Source organism: Kribbella voronezhensis (genome assembly GCF_004365175.1).
Lineage (GTDB): Bacteria > Actinomycetota > Actinomycetes > Propionibacteriales > Kribbellaceae > Kribbella > Kribbella voronezhensis.
This window is the reverse complement of sequence record NZ_SOCE01000001.1, coordinates 1,278,683-1,296,245: the sequence shown is the minus strand read 5'-3', so window position 1 is coordinate 1,296,245 and position 17,563 is coordinate 1,278,683. Positions and strand designations below refer to the sequence as shown.

The following is a 17,563-nucleotide window of genomic DNA, read 5'->3' as shown; positions in this document are numbered from 1 at the left end:
TCACTCCTGCCAAGTCAGTTCCAGCCGGTCGGGCGTGACGCTGACGACGCGCCCCCAACCGGACGCCGTACCGGGCATCGCGCCGGCGCGGGTGATCACCCCGGACGGCTGCCACCGGCCGCGGCGGGGTTCCGGGGCGTCCCCGCGGCCGATCGCCCATTCGACGAAGGCGCCGTCCGGGCCGAACTCCACCCCCCGCCGGCCACGGGCCGGCGGGAAGGCGAAGTCGTCGCGGCGGTAGACGGTCAGTCCGTCGTGGTCCTCCTCGAAGGAGTGTGTCCACCGCCCGATCAGGTCGGCGGTGTTCAGTTCATCACCACTTGCCTCGCCGACGCCGCCGGTTCCGGCGCCGCCGGTTCCGGCGCTGCCATTTCGGGCAGGGCCAGCTTGAAGTCGGCGATCACGCCACCCAGCGGCTCGTAGCCGGTCACCGACGGTCCCCAGGCCGAGCCGTCCCACCACTTGTGGTACAGCCCGCTGTCGATACCTTCGACGAACACGTCCAGCCGGTCGGCGCCCCAGGCGGTGACCCGCGGCTCACCGACGCAGACGCCACCCATGTACTCCCAGTCGGTCGACCAGGACCCGTCGTACCACTTGTGGTACAGGGCCGAGTCGATACCGGTGACGAAGATGTCGAGCCTGCCCTCACCCCACGAGACCACCGTCGGCGCGCCGGCGCAGATACCGCCCAGGTTCTCCCAGTCGGCCGACCACGACGAGCCGTCCCACCACTTGTGGTAGAGCGCGGAGTCGGTGCCGACGACGAACAGGTCGAGCCGGTCCGGTCCCCAGGCAACGGCGGTCGGCGGCGACGTACAGACACCGCCGAGCGACTCGAAGCCACCCCAGGCGGAGCCGTCCCACCACTTGTGCCACACCGCGTTGTCCGGACCGAGCACGAACACGTCGAGGCGATCGGTGCCCCAGGCAACCACTTCCGGCGGGCTCATACAGGTGCCGCCGAGGGACTCGAAACCGTTCCAGGCCGAGCCGTCCCACCACTTGTGGTACAGCGCCCGGTCGGTGCCGACGACGAACGCGTCGAGCCGGTCCGGTCCCCAGGACGCGAGCCGCGGCGGGCTCATGCACACCCCGCCCAGCGATTCGAAACCGTTCCACGCGGAGCCGTCCCACCAGGTGTGCCACAGGGCGTGATCGATGCCGAGGACGAACGCGTCGAGCCGGTTCGGTCCCCAGGACGCGACTTCCGGAGCACTCATACAGACACCACCCAAGGATTCGTAACCACTGACCGACGGGCCCCAGTTCGAGCCGTCCCACCACTTGTGCCACAGCGCGCGATCGGTACCGACGACGAACGCGTCCAGCCGGTTCGTGCCCCACGACACCACCGGCCCGGCCGGCTCCGGTACCGCGGACGTCGTACCCGAACCCTGGTTGAGATCCGGCCGCGCGGTGTCCAGACAGGCCTCCATCCGCGCCACCTGGTCGTTGGTGAACATCACCATGCCGCGGTCGTCGGTGTAGTCCATGTAATTGACGAACAGATCGCCGTTCGGCCCGTTGCTGCAGGACAGCTTGGGGAACGTCGGTACGCCGAAGTTGGGGCCGCCCTGGTTCGGGGTGTCCGCGACCTCGTCACTGCCGCTGCACCCGGTGCCGTCGTCGCCCCAGATGTGGAACAGGTTGAGGTAGTGCCCGATCTCGTGCGTCGCTGTCCGGCCGAGGTCGAACGGCGCGGCCGCCGTACCGGTGGTGCCGAAGCCGCTGTGCAGGATCACGACGCCGTCGGTCTCCGCCGGGCCGCCCGGGAACTGCGCGTACCCGAGCAGGCCGCCGCCGAGCTGGCAGACCCACAGATTCAGGTACTTGTCCGGGTTCCAGGCATCGATGCCACCGGTCGCCGTCTTCTTCACCTTGTCGTCGGTGCCGAACGAGGCCTGACTGGTCTGGGTCCGGGTGACACCCGTGGTCGGGTTGCCGTCCGGATCCTCGGTGGCGAGGGAGAACTCGATCCGCGCGTCGGCGACCAGTCCGGTGTACGGCGCGGGGACGAAGCCGATGTCGGAGTTGGTGGCGCGGAAGTCGTGGTTCAGTACTTCGATCTGGCTGTCGATCTGGGCCTGCGAGATGTTCTGCGCGGCGGTGTTCCAGACGACGTGCACGACGACGGGGATCCTCGCGACACCGGCAAAACGTTGCTGGCGGGCCACGTACTGCGTTGTCGCGTTCTCCAGAGCGGACCTGGCCAGCACGTACTCGGCCGAGGTGCTCAGCAACCGGCGGTGCACCTCCATCACACCGCAGGCGCGCCGCGTCGGCGGATAGTCCTCGCGGCCCGAGTCGCCCCCGCCGCCTGACATACCACCGCCCGACATGCCACCGCCCGACATGCCACCGCCTGGCATTCCGCCGCCCGTCCCGGCGCCACCACCGCCGCTCATGGCGCCACCACCGCTCATCGCGCCGCCGCCACTCATCGCGCCGCCGCCACTCATCGCGCCCCCGCCACTCACCGCGCCGCCGCCACTCATCGCGCCGCCACCGCCGCCGCTCATCGCGCCGGCACCACCAGGGCTCATCGCGCCGCCGCCGCTCATCGCATTGCCGCCGCCGGCGTGCGTGTCTCCGGCGGTTCCGTTGGCTACCGGCCCGTTCGTGGCCGGACCGGACATCCGGTCGCCCGGCATCCTTCGATCATCGGCCGGGTGGGACATCTCCGCTCGCCCGTTGGCCTTCCTCGGCATCTTTCCCCCTTGTTGCTGACCCAGGGGGCGACGTGCAGGACGGATCCGGACGCGACGCCGCAGAATGCGCGCGCACCCGTAGTACCGGACCGGGACGGTCTCCCGGATCCCCCAGACCCACGTTCCGGCCGAGGCGGCAGGTGCCGTCTCTCCCACCGAACAGGCTGCCCCCAAGACGCTGCTCGATTCCACCTTCCTCTCGTCACCGCCGGTGCACAACCCCGTAGGGTCCGGTAGTCAGTCCCGCCCTGTCCTTGCCGGGCGTTGGAGAATTGCTTGAAAGCGCAAGGGGAGGAACGACCGGATGCGACGTGAGGTCTCGGTGCCGTTCGAGGTCAGGGGCGAGCGTGGGCTGATCAACGTCCGGGTGCAGCCCAACGACGACCCTTGGGCTTCCGGGCACCGGCTCGTCGTACCGGGGCTCGACGCGGAAGCGTTTCGCGGCTTCCCGATCTGTCTGGCGACGCTTCGGTACTACGGGCAGGGACTCAACGCGGTCATGGGCTGGGTGCAGGTGATCACCCGGAGCTTCGACGGCGACGTGTCGGTCGACGTACTGCCGTTCCTCGCCGAAGCCGGGCCGCTCTATGCCTACGGCTACCTGCCGACGTTCTTCGACGCTCCGGGCAACCCGGGACACCCCGACGGCGAATGGCGCGCCGACACGTTCCTGGTGATCGCGCCCGACGTCATCCACACCCGCGCACTCGAGCCGATCGCCGCTTTCACCTGGGGCTACCGCATCGTCGGCGGCCACCCGGACACCCTCGACCCAGTACGCCGAGACCCCACGGACTGGGCCGGCCACCACGACGTACTGAGCACTGCCTACCCAGCTTGGAAGTTCCTCCGCTAGCAGCCCCGTTCGCCCGCGCCACCCATCTGCGTCCACGCCGCCAGCAGACCGGGCGGTGTTCGCGTGGTCAGTCGAGGGTGGCGACCCAGAGGTGCTGGTGTTCGACCGGGCGGAAGCCCAGTTGGGTGTTGACGGCGATCATCGGGGCGTTGGCGGCCGCGTTCGTGGTGTGGATCGTGGCAGGTCCGGCAGTTCGCGCGTGGAGAGCCTGCAGGTTGGCGATTTTGAGTGCGAGGCCGAGACGGTGGCCGCGGTGTTCGGGGCGGACCAGGGTGTCGTGCTGATCGAGGCGGTTCGGTTGCTGGGGCTTGCCCGTCAGCTCGGTGTAGCCGGCGAGGATCCCGTCCGGCGCGATGGCGACCGTCGTACTGGTGAGGTGGCCCGCCGTACGCCGACGTGCTTCGACCGAGCGGAGGCGTTCGGGCGTCCAGCGCTTCGCCTCGATCTCGAGGTCGTCGAGGGGGACCTCGTCGTCGATGAGGCTGAGCAATCCGCAGTACTGCTCGACGTACTCCTCCGGGCATCCGTCGGGCCAGGTGGCGAGGGAGTAGTCGCGGTGGTGGGGAGCGATCTCGGCGGCCTTCTCGGCCAGGCCGGCCACTGGGAAGTCGAGCACCTGGTGCAAGGCGGCGTACTGCTGCGTGAATCCGCGCGCTTCGGCGAACGCGGCGCCCGCGCCCGGCCCATCGCCGTACGGGCTGAATGTCTCGCACAGCAAGGCGTTTCGGCCGTCCGCGAGGCCCGCGGCCTTCACTGCGTCCAGCAGCGCCGACCCGACGCCCTGCCTACGACGTCCAGCCTCGACGCCGAGTTCGGCTACGAGTAGTTGCCGGTTCTCCGCCAGCGACCAGGTCAGCCATGCGCCGCCGACAACCTCATCGTCGTCAACGGCCGCCAGACAACTGAACCTGTACTCCGCGGGCGGCGACTCCACCAACCTCCACGCCTCATCCAGCGGGATCGCCGAGGGGAACTCCCGCCGGGTCGCAGCCTGGATCACCGCATACGTGGCCCGGAACAACCCCTGCTCACCGACGCCGACGATCTCCATCCCACGACCCTACGCAGGCGGCTCCGGCAAGCGGGTGTCAGTGGTGGGGGCGGAGGGCCCGGTTCGCGGCCGGCTCGGCGATCTGTTCGCGGAAGGGGTGGGCCGGGTAGACGCCGAGGAGGCGGACCTCGACCGAGAAGAAGGCGAGCTCCTCCAGGGCGAGCGCGACGTTCGGGTCCTCGGGGTGGCCTTCGACGTCGGCGTAGAACTGGGTGGCGAAGAACGAGCCGCCGAGCTGGTAGCTCTCCAGTTTCGTCATGTTGACGCTGTTGGTCGCGAAGCCGCCCATCGCCTTGTACAGCGCGGCCGGCACGTTGCGGACCCGGTAGACGAAGCTCGTGATCGTCGGCCCGGAACCCACCGGCGGCACGTGCGGCTCGCGGGACAGCACCAGGAACCGGGTCGTGTTGTGGTGCTCGTCCTCGACGTCGCGGGCGAGGATGTCCAGTCCGTAGAGCTCGGCCGCGGCCAGCGGCGACAGCGCGGCGATCGTCGGGTCCTGCAGCTCGGAGACCTCGCGCGCCGACCCCGCGGTGTCGTCGGCGACGACCGTCGACCAGCCGTGCTCGCGGATGATCTTGCGGCACTGCCCGAGCGCGTGCACGTGACTGCGAACGGTCCGGATCGACTCGATCGACGTCCCGGGCGTCGCCATCAGCTGGAAGTGGATAGGCAGGAAGAACTCGCCGATGATGTGCAGCCCGGAGTCCGGCAGCAGGTGATGGATGTCGGCGACCCGGCCGGCGATCGAGTTGTCGACCGGGATCATCGCCAGCCCGGCGCGCCCGGTGCTCACCGCCTCCAGCGCGTCCTCGAACGTTGTACAGGGCAACTGTTCCCGCTCGGGGAACATCTCGGTGCACGCCATCGCCGAATTGGCCCCTGGCTCACCCTGGTATGCGATCGGTCCGTCCACGGTTTCCCAGCCTAGCGCCATGCTGTCTCACCCTCTGGATCAGGTGTCCGACTTGCGGACCTTCTTCGGGGCACCGGTGGTCGCCCGGCCCTCCAGGGCCTTGGCCTTGGTGGCGTACATGTCGACGTACTCCTGGCCGGACAGTTCCATGATCCGGTACATGATCTCGTCGGTGACGGCCCGCAGGATCAGCCGGTCGCCTTCCATCCCGTCGTACCGCGAGAAGTCCAGCGGCTCGCCGAACTTCACCGTCGGGGAGGCGAGCGAGGCGACGATCTTGCCGGGTGGCGCGACCACGTCGGTCCCGATCACGCCGCACGGGATCACCGGCACCTTCGCCTCCAGCGCCAGCCGGGCGACGCCGGTCCGGCCCTTGTAGAGCTTGCCGTCGTGGGAGCGGGTGCCCTCGGGGTAGATGCCGAACAGATCGCCGCGCTCGAGCACCTTCATCCCGGCCCGGATCGCGCCCTCGGACGCCGAGCCGCCGGACCGGTCGATCGGGACCTGGCCGGTGCCCTTGAAGAACCCGCGCTGGAAGGTGCCCTTGATGCCGGCACCGGTGAAGTAGTCGGACTTGGCCACGAAGGTGACCCGGCGGCGCACGACCAGCGGCATGAAGATCCAGTCGGCGTAGGACAGGTGGTTGCTGGCGATGATCGCGGGACCGGTGACCGGGATGTTCTCCGCGCCCTCGACCTTCGGCCGGAACAACCGCCGCACCGGCGGGCCGACGATCACGTGCTTCAGCACCCAGTAGATGCCCTTGCCGTCGCCTTCACCAGGGTCGTCGACTCCGGTGGTGCGGTCCGGTTCGGGCCGCGGCGACTGCGCCGGTTCCGTCATCGATGTCCTCTCCCTCACGTTCCCCGAGCCCTCATGATGCCGTACGACGCCGGGTAGGCGCCTCGCGAGCGCGGCGAACCGGCGCCCGGAAGTTCCGCCGTACAGCCAGGGGCTCGATGCGCGCAGCGGTGATTCCGCTCGGAGTGGGTGGTGCTGCGAGAATGAGCGCGTGGCACCAGTTCAGGCTCCGCCGTCCCAGCAGCTTCCCGCCGTGCAGAAGCTGCGGATCCGCTTCGCCAAGCGCGGGCGGCTGCGGTTCACCTCGCACCGCGACTTCCAGCGGGCGTTCGAGCGCGCCGTCCGGCGGGCGGACCTGCCGGTCGCCTTCTCGCACGGCTTCAGCCCGCACCCCAAGATCTCGTACGCCGGTGCCGCGCCGACCGGGGCTGCGTCGGAGGCGGAGTACTTGGAGATCTCGCTCACACAGCAGCGCGATGCCGAGCAGGTCAAGGCGGAGCTGGACGCCGCGTTGCCGCCCGGGCTCGACATCCTCGAGGTGGTGGTCGCGGGCCCCGGCTCGCTGGCCGACCAGCTGGAGGCGAGCGAGTGGCTGATCGCGTTGCCAGGCGTGGATCCGGCCGAGGCCCAGCGAGCGGTCGAGGCGTTCCTGGGCCGGGAGGAAATTCTGGTCGAGCGCATGACCAAGCGGGGACTTCGCTCGTTCGACTGTCGGGACGCCGTACTCCGACTCGCGGTCGGCAGTGAACCGGCGCCGGTTGCGACGTGTGCGATACTGCAAGTGGTGTTACGGCACGGAACCCCGGCCGTGAGACCCGACGACGTTCTCGCCGGCGTGCTCGAAGTAGCGACGCTTCCGGTGACGGGCCCGGCTCTTCTGACCAGGCTCGCCCAGGGCCCGCTTCTCGCGGCAACCGGCACTGTGGACGATCCGCTCGCTCGTGACCGCGACGCCACCCAGGCGACCGCGACCGGCCAGGCGGTCGACCACCAGACGCATGTAGCGGAGGGCGACGCCGCCGCTCCATCTGTGCCCTGACGAGCGCGGGGGAGCGGGACCAGGAGGCTTCCGCCGGACCGGGCATCGACTGCCGGGAGCGGCGAGACCGAGACCGCTTTCTGGCTGCGCCGGACCCGTGACAGGGGTCGCAGGATGCGCCGGAGGGCCAGAGGAGACCCGCACCACATGCTCGAAAACGAGCCGAACGACACCCAGACGGCCGACACGGCCGCCACCGCCCCCGAGCAGGCCGCCAAGGCGGCTGCCAAGAAGACGGCCCGCAAGCGCCCGGCCAAGAAGGCCGCGGCGAAGGCCGCCCCCACCGACGCCGGTGCGCAGACCGCCGACAACACGGCCGGTAGCCACAGCGCGGAGCCGGTCGAGACCGCGATCAGCACGCAGTCCGACGCCGAGTCCGCCGATCCGGCGCCCGCGCCGGCGAAGCGCGCCGCGAAGAAGACGGCCGCCAAGCGGACCGTGAAAAAGGCCGCTGCCAAGCGTCCGGCCAAGAAGGCCGCCGCGTCGCAGGACGCCTTCCCCGAACTGACTGACGAATCAGCCACCGAGCCGGCGGCGCAGGCTGAGCCCGCGCCCGAGGCCGCTGCTGAGGTCGCCGCGCCGGCGAAGACCACGCGCAAGCGCAGCACTCGCAAGAGCGCCGCCGCCCGCAAGGCCGACCTGCAGGCCCAGGACACCCCTGTGACCGACGGTCCGGTCGCCGACGCGGGAACCACCCCGGTCACTGACGGTTCTGCCACCGACGACGCTGTCGCCGAAGCCGAGGTCGACGAGGAGGCCCTCGCCGAAGCCGAGGCCGCCGCGGCTGCCGAAGCCGCCGCTGCCGAGGCGCTGGCCGCCGAGGCCGCAGCCCTGGCAGCGCCCGCGGAGACGTCCACCCGTCGCCGGCGTCGGGCGCCTGCCGCAGCCGCCGTGCTGTTCCAGGCTCCGACCGAGGTCCCGGCGCAGGCCGCCGCGACCAGCCCGGTCGAGGCGACCCCGGCCGGCGCGGACCCCGACGACGCCGTCGCACCGAGCGGACGTCGTACGCGGCGCCGCTCGACCGCCGCCGAGCGCGCGGCTGAAGCCACTGAGACCACCGAGACCGCGGCCGTCGAATCCGACGCGGTCGAGGCCGCGGACGAGCAGCCGGCCACCAGGAGCCGTCGGCGCAGCCGCCGTACGCGCGATGCCGAAGAGGTCGCCGCCGACCGCGCCGAGCCGGTCCTCGAAGAGGCCCGCCGGATCGAGCCGGAAGACGCCACCGACACCGAGGCCACCGAGTCCGACGCCGAGGCGGATGACGCCGACGGCGAGGACGGTGCCGAGGGCACCCGTCGTCGCCGCCGTCGCCGCGGTGGCCGTCGTCGCCGCAAGGCCGGGGACGGTTCCGAGGACAGCGCCGACGAGAACGACGACGACTCCGAGGACGAGGCAGAGAGCCACTCCGACGCGGACGACACCGACGATCACAACGATGCAGAGGACGACGCGGAAGGCGCGGGCAGCTCGTCGCGCCGTCGCCGCCGTCGCCGTCGCCGCAAGGGCGAGGAAGCGGCCTCCGCGCCGGACGACCCGGAAGAGATCGTCGTACGGGTCCGTGAGCCGCGCAGCAAGAACACCTCCAACGAGATCACCGCCGTCGAGGGCTCGACCCGGCTGGAGGCCAAGAAGCAGCGCCGCCGCGAGGGTCGCGCCGCCGGCCGCCGCCGCGCGCCGATCGTCACCGAGGCCGAGTTCCTGGCCCGGCGCGAGTCGGTCGAGCGGACGATGGTGATCCGGGCCCGCGACGACCTGACCCAGATCGCGGTGTCCGAGGACAACGTGCTGGTCGAGCACTACGTGACCACGGCCGAGCAGAGCTCGCTGATCGGCAACGTGTACCTCGGCCGCGTGCAGAACGTGCTGCCGAGCATGGAGGCCGCGTTCATCGACATCGGCAAGGGCCGCAACGCAGTCCTGTACGCCGGTGAGGTCGACTGGGCGACGCTCGGCGCCGGCAACGGCCCGCGCAAGATCGAATCGGTGCTCAAGTCCGGCCAGGCGGTCCTGGTCCAGGTGACCAAGGACCCGATCGGCCACAAGGGCGCCAGGCTCACCAACCAGATCAGCCTGCCCGGCCGGTACGTCGTGTACGTGCCGCGCGGCGGCAACGGCGGGATCAGCCGCAAGCTGCCCGACACCGAGCGGAACCGGCTGAAGACCATCCTCAAGGACATCGTCCCGGACGAGGCAGGCGTGATCGTGCGCACCGCGGCCGAGGGCGCCACCGAGGAGGAGCTGACCGCCGACGTCAGCCGCCTGCAGGCGTACTGGGAGGACATCGACAAGAAGTCGAAGTCCGGTCAGGCGCCGCAGTTGCTGCACGGCGAGCCGGACCTGCTGATCCGCGTCGTCCGCGACCTGTTCACCGAGGACTTCACCAAGCTGGTCATCTCCGGCGACGACGCCTTCGACCAGGTCAAGGAGTACGTCGCGTCCGTCGCGCCGCACCTGGCCGAGCGGGTCGAGAAGTGGTCCGGTGACGGGGACGTGTTCTCCAACTACCGGATCGACGAGCAGATCAAGAAGGCGCTCGACCGCAAGGTCTGGCTGCCGTCGGGTGGTTCGCTGATCATCGACCGGACCGAGGCGATGACGGTCGTCGACGTCAACACCGGCAAGTTCACCGGCTCCGGGGGCAACCTCGAGGAGACGGTGACCAAGAACAACCTGGAAGCGGCCGAGGAGATCGTCCGCCAGCTGCGACTGCGCGACATCGGCGGCATCATCGTGATCGACTTCATCGACATGGTGCTGGAGCTCAACCGCGACCTGGTCTTGCGCCGGCTGGTGGAGTGCCTGGGCCGCGACCGGACCAAGCACCAGGTCGCCGAGGTGACTTCGCTCGGGTTGGTCCAGATGACGCGCAAGCGGATCGGGACCGGCCTGCTGGAGGCGTTCAGCGAGAACTGCGACCACTGCGGTGGCCGCGGGCTGATCCTGCACGACGAGCCGAAGGAGTCGCGCCGCCGCGCCGACGACGGCCGCAACCGCCAGCAGAACTCCGGCGGCCAGAATTCGGGTAATCAGAATTCAGGCAATCAGAATTCGGGCGGCCAGAACTCGGGCGGTCAGCAGGGTGGTGACCAGGGCGGTGACGGCGAGGGCGCGAAGAAGAGCTCCCGCAGCCGGGGCCGCGGCCGCGGTCGCGGTCGGGGCGAGAACGTCGCCGAGCACACCGAGCCGGCCGACACGCCGTCGAACGGTGACGCCGCCCAGAAGCTGGCCCAGATCGCCGCAGCCACCCTCGCCAACGGCGAGAAGCACACCGGTGGAGCCGAGGGTGCGGTGACCGACGGCGAGTCTTCCACGGTCGCTCAGAGCGCCTCAGCAGACGGCCGGAGCGCCTCGGCAGATGACCGGAGCGGCTCGGAGGAGAAGTCCGAGCAGAACAGCTCCGAGCAGAACAGCTCCGGGCGGAACGGCAGTACCCGGAGGCGGCGGAGCAGCCGTAGCCGGAGCAACGCGAGCAGTAATGAAGGTGACGCAGGCAACAGTGGTACCGACCAGCAGGTCAGTGCCCCGGAGCTGGCGTCCACCCCGGTTTGACCCACTCGTGACGCGCGCCGTATTCTTGTCCTTCGGCGCGCGTCTCGCGTGCCTCCTTTGTGTGGGCCGCACCAGTAGGTCTGTGCAGGCCCCGTAAGACTTCCGAACAAACAGAGAGTGAGATCCACGGTGTACGCGATCGTGCGCAGTGGCGGCACCCAGCAGAAGGTCGCCGTCGGCGATGTCATCGAGATCGACAGCCTGACTGATCAGGTCGGCGACACGGTGTCGTTGCCCGCAGTCCTCGTCGTCGATGGCGACACCGTGACGGCCGATGCCGCCGCTTTGTCCAAGGTGGCCGTATCGGCCGAGGTCCTCGGCCGCACCAAGGGCCCGAAGATCAACATCCTCAAGTACAAGAACAAGACCGGTTACCGCAAGCGCCAGGGGCACCGCCAGCACTACACCCAGGTCAAGGTCACCGCGATCGACGCCAAGAAGAAGTGAGCTGAGACAGACATGGCACACAAAAAGGGAGCAGCGTCGACCCGTAACGGTCGCGACTCCAACGCACAGCGGCTCGGCGTGAAGCGCTTCGGTGGCCAGCTGGTCAACGCCGGCGAGATCATCGTCCGCCAGCGCGGCACCCACTTCCACCCGGGCAACCTGGTCGGCCGTGGTGGCGACGACACCCTGTTCGCGCTGGCCGAGGGCCACGTCGAGTTCGGCACCCGTCGCGGGCGTCGCGTCGTCAACATCGTCCCGGCCCCGGCGGAGTAATTTCGCCACCCGGAGATACTGAAGCCTTTGCAGTAGTTGTCGAAAGGGCGGGTCGCGGAATAGCGCGACCCGCCCTTCGGCTATGTAAGAAGGCGTTCCGCCCCGGCGGGGCGTAGTACGGCAGCAGGAAGGGCGCTCGTTTCGGCGGGCGCGGTACAGCATTCACCCAGCAGGAAGTTGAACACCGATGGCGATCCCCAGCTTTGTCGACCGTGTCACGGTGCACGTCACCGGTGGCAACGGCGGAAACGGCTGCGCCTCGGTGCACAGCGAGAAGTTCAAGCCACTCGGTGGTCCGGACGGCGGCAACGGCGGTGACGGCGGCAGCGTCATCCTGCGCGTCGATCTCGACCAGACCACGCTGGTGGACTACCACCGCTCCTCGCACCGTTCGGCCCCGAACGGCACGCAGGGCAAGGGCGATCACCAGGCCGGCAGCAAGGGCGGCGACATCATCCTGCCCGTCCCCGACGGCACAGTGGTCAGTACGCCGGAAGGCGAGGTCCTCGCCGACCTGGTCGGCCACGGCGCGGAGTACGTCGCGGCCGCCGGCGGCAAGGGCGGTCTGGGAAACGCGGCGCTGGCGAGCTCCAGCCGCAAGGCCCCCGGGTTCGCCCTGCTCGGTGAAGACGGCGAAGAGCGCACGATCGTCCTCGAACTCAAGGTCGTCGCCGACATCGGTCTGGTCGGCTTCCCGAGCGCGGGCAAGTCGTCCCTGATCGCCGCGATCAGCCGGGCCCGCCCGAAGATCGCGGACTACCCCTTCACCACCCTGATCCCGAACCTGGGGGTCGTCGTCGCCGGTGAGCACATCTTCACCGTGGCCGACGTGCCCGGCCTGATCGAGGGTGCTAGCGAGGGACGCGGGCTCGGGCACGACTTCCTGCGGCACGTGGAGCGCTGTGCGGCTCTGGTGCACGTGATCGACTGCGCGACGTACGAGCCCGGCCGGGACCCGCTGAGCGACCTCGACGTGATCGAGGCCGAGCTCGCGGCGCACGGTGGCCTGGAGGACCGGCCGCGACTGGTCGCGCTGAACAAGGTGGACGTGCCGGACGCCAAGGAGATCGCCGAGATGGTGACGGCCGAGCTCGAGGAGCGCGGCCTGAAGGTGTTCTCGATCTCGACCGCGAGCCACGAAGGCCTCGACGCGCTGAAGTTCGCGATGGCCGAGATCGTCGCCAAGCGCCGCGCCGAGGAGGAGAAGCCGGACAACACCCGGATCATCCTGCGTCCGCGCGCGACCGGCGGCCAGGAGTTCAAGGTCAAGAAGACCCCGGACGGTGGCTGGCTGATCCAGGGTGAGAAGCCCGAGCGCTGGGTCCGGCAGACCGACTTCAACAACGCCGAAGCGACCGGCTATCTGGCGGACCGGCTGAACCGGCTCGGGGTCGAGCGTCAACTGCTCGAGCTGGGCGCGGTGGCGGGCGACGCGGTGTCGATCGGTGACGGCCCGAACGCGGTCGTCTTCGACTTCGCCCCCGAGGTCCAGGCCGGTGCGGAACTGCTGGCGCGCCGCGGCGAGGACCAGCGACTGGACGAGGATCGCCCCGCGGCGCAGCGCCGCAAGGAGAAGGACTACGAGTACCACCTGCGGCGGGAGGGCCAGCTCGAGCGCCCGGCCGACCTGTCGGAGTACGGGAAGGGCTGGGTCGAGGACGAGGTCGACCTGACACCGGCGGAGGCGAAGGCGGCTCAGAAGGCCGCCGAGCGGCTCGCGCGCAAACAGGCTCGCGAGCTGGCCGCCGCCGAAGAGCTGGAGGCCGAGCGTCGGTTCGCCGCCGGTGAGATCATCGATATCGATGCTGAGAGCAACAACCAGAACGCATGACCGGAGGCCGTCGACGACGCCGGCCCCGCTGATGCGCCCACTGAGTCAGGAAGACTGATGCGGGACCTGTTGCACCGTCCAGAGGTCGTCAAGGCTGCGCGGATCGTGGTGAAGGTCGGCTCGTCGTCGTTGACCCAGCGCGGCCGGATCGACCTGGAGCGGTTGCGTCTGCTGGTGGACGCGATCGCTGCCCGGCGGGTGAAGGGCACGGAGGTCGTGCTCGTCTCGTCCGGTGCGATCGCGGCCGGGCTGGCCCCGATGGGGTTGCGCTCGCGGCCGAAGGATCTCGCCACCCAGCAGGCGGCGGCCTCGGTCGGCCAAGGACTGCTGATGGCTCGCTACAGCGACGCCTTCGCGGCCCACGGCCTCAAGGTCGGCCAGGTCTTGCTGACCGTCGACGACGTCACCCGGCGCAGCCACTATCGCAATGCCTACCGGACTTTCGCGCGCCTGCTGGAGCTCGGCGTCGTCCCGATCGTGAACGAGAACGACACGGTCGCGACCACCGAGATCCGCTTCGGCGACAACGACCGCCTGGCCGCGTTGACCAGCCACTTGGTCCACACCGACCTGCTGGTTCTGCTGTCGGACGTGGACGGCCTGTACGACGGGGATCCGCGCAAACCCGGGACGACGATGATCACCGACGTCCGCGGCCCGGCCGATCTCTTGCCGCTCAAGATCGGCCGCACCGGCTCGTCCGGCGTCGGCACCGGCGGTATGCAGACCAAGGTCGAAGCGGCCGCGATCGCCACCGAGGCAGGGATTCCGGTCGTTCTCACTTCGGCCGGCCGGGTCGGTGAGGCGTTGCGCGGCGAGCCGGTCGGCACGCTCTTCCACCCGACCGGGCGCCGTCGCAAGACCCGGCTGCTCTGGCTGGCCCACGCCACCTCCGGACAAGGCCGCCTCCAACTCGACGACGGCGCGGTCCGCGCTGTCATAGAACGCCGGTCCTCCCTTCTCCCAGCCGGCATCAGTGCGGTCGAGGGCACCTTCTCCGCAGGCGATCCGGTCGACCTCGTGTCACCCGCGGGAGTGGTGATCGCGCGCGGCCTGGTCAACTACGACGCCGCCGAGCTCCCCGACCTCCTCGGTCGCTCCACCCGCGACCTGGCCCGCGAACTCGGCGCGGCGTACGAGCGTGAGGTGGTCCACCGCGACGACCTCGTTCTGCTCTGAGACGCCGACGCACGCTCGTATCGCCTCGTCCTACGATGGGTGGGTGAGCGAGATCATCGAAATCTGCCGGCAGGCCCGCGAGGCGTCGTACGCGTTGTCCGCGGCCTCGCGCGCGACCAAGGATGCCGCGCTGCACGCCATGGCGGCCGCGTTGCGCGAGAACGCGGACACCATCGTCGCGGCCAACGCGAAGGATGTCGCCGCCGCGCGCGAAGCCGGTACGCCGGAGTCGACGGTGGACCGGTTGGCGCTCGATGCGGGCCGGGTGGACGCGATGGCCGCCGGGCTCGCACAGCTTGCCGGGCTGGTCGACCCGGTGGGCGAGGTCGTCCGCGGGTACACGCTGCCGAACGGGCTCGAGCTCCGCCAGGTCCGGGTGCCTTTCGGCGTGGTCGGCATCATCTATGAAGCGCGTCCGAACGTGACGGCCGATGCCGCCGGGATCTGCCTCAAGTCGGGCAACGCCGTGCTGCTGCGCGGTTCGTCCTCGGCGGCCGCGTCGAACGCCGCGATCATCGACGTACTGCGGTCCGCCGCCGCGTCGGCCGGGCTCCCTGCCGACGTGATCCAGGGCGTGCCGGGCGATCGCGCCGCGGTCAAGGAACTCATGCAGGCGCGCGGGTTCGTCGACGTACTGATCCCGCGCGGGGGTGCCGGGCTGATCCAGACGGTGGTGTCGGAGTCGACCGTGCCGGTGATCGAGACCGGGGTCGGCAACTGCCACGTGTACGTCGATGCCGAGGCCGATCTGGACCTCGCGCTGACCATCCTGCTGAACGCGAAGACCCAGCGGCCGAGTGTCTGCAACGCGGCCGAATCCCTGCTGGTGCACGCGGATGTCGCCGATGAGTTCCTGGCCGCCGCGCTGCCCGCGCTGGCCGACGCGGGTGTGACCGTCCACGGCGACCCGGCGGTTGTTGCTGCGGGCAAGGACATTGTCCCGGCGACCGACGAGGACTTCGGCGCGGAGTACAACTCGCTGGATCTGTCGGCGGCCGTGGTGCCGTCGCTGGAGGCCGCGGTCGAGCACATCCGCAAGTACAGCTCGAGTCACACCGAGGCGATCATCACCAAATCGCAGGCGGCGGCGCGACGCTTCGTCCAGGCGGTCGACTCGGCCGCGGTGGTGGTCAACGCGAGCACCCGGTTCACCGACGGCGGCGAGTTCGGGTTCGGCGCCGAGATCGGGATCTCGACCCAGAAGCTGCACGCGCGGGGGCCGATGGGACTGCCGGAGATGACGTCGACGAAGTACGTCGTGATCGGCGAGGGCCAGATCCGCGACTAGGCGGTCTGCTTCAGCAGGGGAGCGGCGTCGATCGAGTGGACGGTGACCGGGTCGCCGGTGAGGACCGCGAGCGCGGCCGCGTAGTCGGAACCGGCCTCGAGGTCGACGAGTCGCACGCGCCCCGCGTACCCGGGCCATCTCAGCAGGGCGGCCGGCTGCTCGGGTGAGCTGACGACGACGCGACGCAGGTCGGCCCGCATCCCGTCCCCGGTCGCTTTCACGACGGCCTCCTTGCGCGTCCAGTACGTCGTGAAGGCGCGCGCCCGATCCGCCGGCTCGTACTTCGCGAGTTCCTTCGCCTCCACCTCGGCCAGGCTCACCGTGGCCAGCGAGTCCGCGTCGATCCCGGGATCCACCTTCTCCACGTCGAGGCCGACCGGCGTACTGGGGTGAAAGGCGACCGCGATCAGGTCGCCCGAGTGTGAGACGGACAGCTCCATCTCGTGCGTGCGGACCTTGCCGTGGGGGCGGCCGCAGTCGTCGCAGGTCCGGTCGAGCCGCACGTCGGCCGGCGGAATCATCAGGTGCATCCCGAGCACCCGACGCGTCACCGCGCAGCCGAGCAGGAAGCGGTCCTTGTCCTCTTGCCGCGCGTACGCCGCTAGTCGCCCGCGCTCGGCCGCGTCGAGCTCCGCGACGAGTTCCCAGCGGACGTCACTGATCTTCGCCCACCAGACCTCGACCGCTGTCATCCCGTCGCCAGTCGGCGGGCCGTGTCGAAGGCCCAGCTGACTGCCTCGGGGATGTCGGTCACGGGGTAGCGGACCGCTGCGATGGTCCGATCCGGCGCTGCCACCAGGACGATCCGCTTCAATCGCTCGTATCCACCGGCGCGGAAGGTCGGTAGCCGGAGCGCGGCGGCCAAGGTCAGGTCGGTGTCGGACAGCAGCGGATGAGGGATGTTCTCTGCCTTCGCAAAGGCCTCATGCTCGTCGGGGCGTTGCGTGCTGACACCGTGTACTGCGATGCCGGCAGCTGCGAAGTCCGTGGCGCGCTCTGCGAACAGTCTGTTCTCCAGGGTGCATCCCGCCGTGCCCGCGATGTCGGCCCAGTTCGCCGGCAGCGGTGACGGGCGGCCCGTCGCCGGGTAGCCGAAGATCACCGTCGCGTTGGCGTCGGCGGCAACCACGTCACGCAGTACGGCGTTTGCGTTTGTTGCCGGGAGCAAGAGATCGGCAGGGATCCGGCGTCCCGTCAGCTCGTGGACGCGATGGGCCGGGGCGTCGTCGGCGGCGTTGGTGCCGGTGAGTTCGCCGTCGCCGAGGAGCCAGCGATCGCCCCAGTCCTGCAGGGCGACGAGCACCGGGAGCAGGGCCTTGCCGCGTGCAGTGAGGTGGTAGGCGTACCGCGTCGGGTGCTCCTGGTACGCCGTACGGTCCACGATCCCGCTGTCGAGCAGGCCGTTGAGGCGCTCGGTCAGCACCTTCCGGGAGATCTGCAGCGATTCGGCCAGCAGGTCGAACCGATCGACCCCGCGGGCGAGATCGCGGACGATCAGGAGTTCCCAGCCGTCGCCGATCACCGCGAGAGACTGCGCGATCGCACAATCGGGCTCCGGCGAATAGCTGCTGCGCCGCACAGGACCCTCCTATCAGGTTGCCACCACGCTATCCGGCGGATTA

At 69.9% G+C, this 17,563-nt stretch carries 15 protein-coding genes; 8 read left to right on the top strand and 7 right to left on the bottom strand.

Annotated features, from left to right (window positions below):
- A complete protein-coding gene (locus tag EV138_RS37580; RefSeq protein WP_202866626.1) occupies nt 1-192 on the bottom strand; it encodes a hypothetical protein in 192 nt (63 codons plus the stop codon).
- A gap of 113 nt (nt 193-305) precedes the next feature.
- Complete coding sequence (locus EV138_RS05720) at nt 306-2,711, bottom strand: DUF8189 domain-containing protein (RefSeq protein WP_238157977.1); 2,406 nt, start codon at nt 2,709-2,711, stop codon at nt 306-308.
- Between the two features lie 304 nt (nt 2,712-3,015).
- Here EV138_RS05720 and EV138_RS05715 point away from each other — a divergent pair, with 304 nt between their 5' ends.
- Complete coding sequence (locus tag EV138_RS05715) at nt 3,016-3,567, top strand: hypothetical protein (RefSeq protein WP_133977377.1); 552 nt, start codon at nt 3,016-3,018, stop codon at nt 3,565-3,567.
- A gap of 67 nt (nt 3,568-3,634) precedes the next feature.
- Here EV138_RS05715 and EV138_RS05710 read toward each other — a convergent pair whose 3' ends face one another.
- From EV138_RS05710 to EV138_RS05700, 3 genes are read right to left on the bottom strand one after another with little or no spacing between them, the layout of a single operon-like run.
- Nucleotides 3,635-4,618, bottom strand: coding sequence for a GNAT family N-acetyltransferase (locus tag EV138_RS05710; RefSeq protein ID WP_133977376.1), 984 nt, complete (start codon nt 4,616-4,618; stop codon nt 3,635-3,637).
- Between the two features lie 37 nt (nt 4,619-4,655).
- Nucleotides 4,656-5,534, bottom strand: a complete 879-nt coding sequence (locus tag EV138_RS05705) for a prephenate dehydratase (protein WP_133977375.1) — start codon at nt 5,532-5,534, stop codon at nt 4,656-4,658.
- A gap of 39 nt (nt 5,535-5,573) precedes the next feature.
- Nucleotides 5,574-6,377 (bottom strand): lysophospholipid acyltransferase family protein, encoded by an 804-nt coding sequence (locus EV138_RS05700; protein WP_133977374.1) that lies wholly within the window; start codon nt 6,375-6,377, stop codon nt 5,574-5,576.
- Nucleotides 6,378-6,546: 169 nt separating this feature from the next.
- On the opposite strand from EV138_RS05700, the gene EV138_RS05695 reads away from it, so the two are divergent.
- The 7 genes from EV138_RS05695 (at nt 6,547) to EV138_RS05665 (ending at nt 15,941) form a co-directional block, all read left to right on the top strand.
- Nucleotides 6,547-7,374: a TIGR03936 family radical SAM-associated protein gene (locus EV138_RS05695; protein WP_133977373.1), complete on the top strand. Its 828-nt coding sequence runs from the start codon at nt 6,547-6,549 to the stop codon at nt 7,372-7,374.
- A 147-nt stretch (nt 7,375-7,521) separates the two neighbouring features.
- On the top strand, nt 7,522-10,923 hold the full coding sequence (locus EV138_RS05690) for an Rne/Rng family ribonuclease (protein ID WP_133977372.1): 3,402 nt from the start codon (nt 7,522-7,524) through the stop codon (nt 10,921-10,923).
- Between the two features lie 129 nt (nt 10,924-11,052).
- Nucleotides 11,053-11,370 carry a 50S ribosomal protein L21 gene (gene rplU, locus EV138_RS05685; RefSeq protein ID WP_112245818.1) on the top strand — a complete coding sequence of 106 codons (318 nt, stop codon included), beginning with the start codon at nt 11,053-11,055 and terminating at the stop codon, nt 11,368-11,370.
- A 12-nt stretch (nt 11,371-11,382) separates the two neighbouring features.
- Nucleotides 11,383-11,643 (top strand): 50S ribosomal protein L27, encoded by a 261-nt coding sequence (gene rpmA, locus EV138_RS05680; protein ID WP_112245816.1) that lies wholly within the window; start codon nt 11,383-11,385, stop codon nt 11,641-11,643.
- A gap of 187 nt (nt 11,644-11,830) precedes the next feature.
- Nucleotides 11,831-13,474: a GTPase ObgE gene (gene obgE, locus EV138_RS05675; protein WP_133977371.1), complete on the top strand. Its 1,644-nt coding sequence runs from the start codon at nt 11,831-11,833 to the stop codon at nt 13,472-13,474.
- A 57-nt stretch (nt 13,475-13,531) separates the two neighbouring features.
- Nucleotides 13,532-14,653: a glutamate 5-kinase gene (proB, locus tag EV138_RS05670; RefSeq protein WP_133977370.1), complete on the top strand. Its 1,122-nt coding sequence runs from the start codon at nt 13,532-13,534 to the stop codon at nt 14,651-14,653.
- A gap of 19 nt (nt 14,654-14,672) precedes the next feature.
- Nucleotides 14,673-15,941: a glutamate-5-semialdehyde dehydrogenase gene (locus EV138_RS05665; protein ID WP_133981736.1), complete on the top strand. Its 1,269-nt coding sequence runs from the start codon at nt 14,673-14,675 to the stop codon at nt 15,939-15,941.
- Here EV138_RS05665 and EV138_RS05660 read toward each other — a convergent pair.
- Both EV138_RS05660 and EV138_RS05655 read right to left on the bottom strand, forming a co-directional pair.
- Nucleotides 15,938-16,633 carry a 4'-phosphopantetheinyl transferase family protein gene (locus tag EV138_RS05660; protein ID WP_133977369.1) on the bottom strand — a complete coding sequence of 232 codons (696 nt, stop codon included), beginning with the start codon at nt 16,631-16,633 and terminating at the stop codon, nt 15,938-15,940. The genes EV138_RS05665 and EV138_RS05660 overlap by 4 nt on opposite strands.
- Nucleotides 16,630-17,520 (bottom strand): winged helix-turn-helix transcriptional regulator, encoded by an 891-nt coding sequence (locus EV138_RS05655; RefSeq protein ID WP_133977368.1) that lies wholly within the window; start codon nt 17,518-17,520, stop codon nt 16,630-16,632. The genes EV138_RS05660 and EV138_RS05655 overlap by 4 nt, the downstream gene beginning before the upstream one ends.
- Nucleotides 17,521-17,563: the final 43 nt, after the last annotated feature.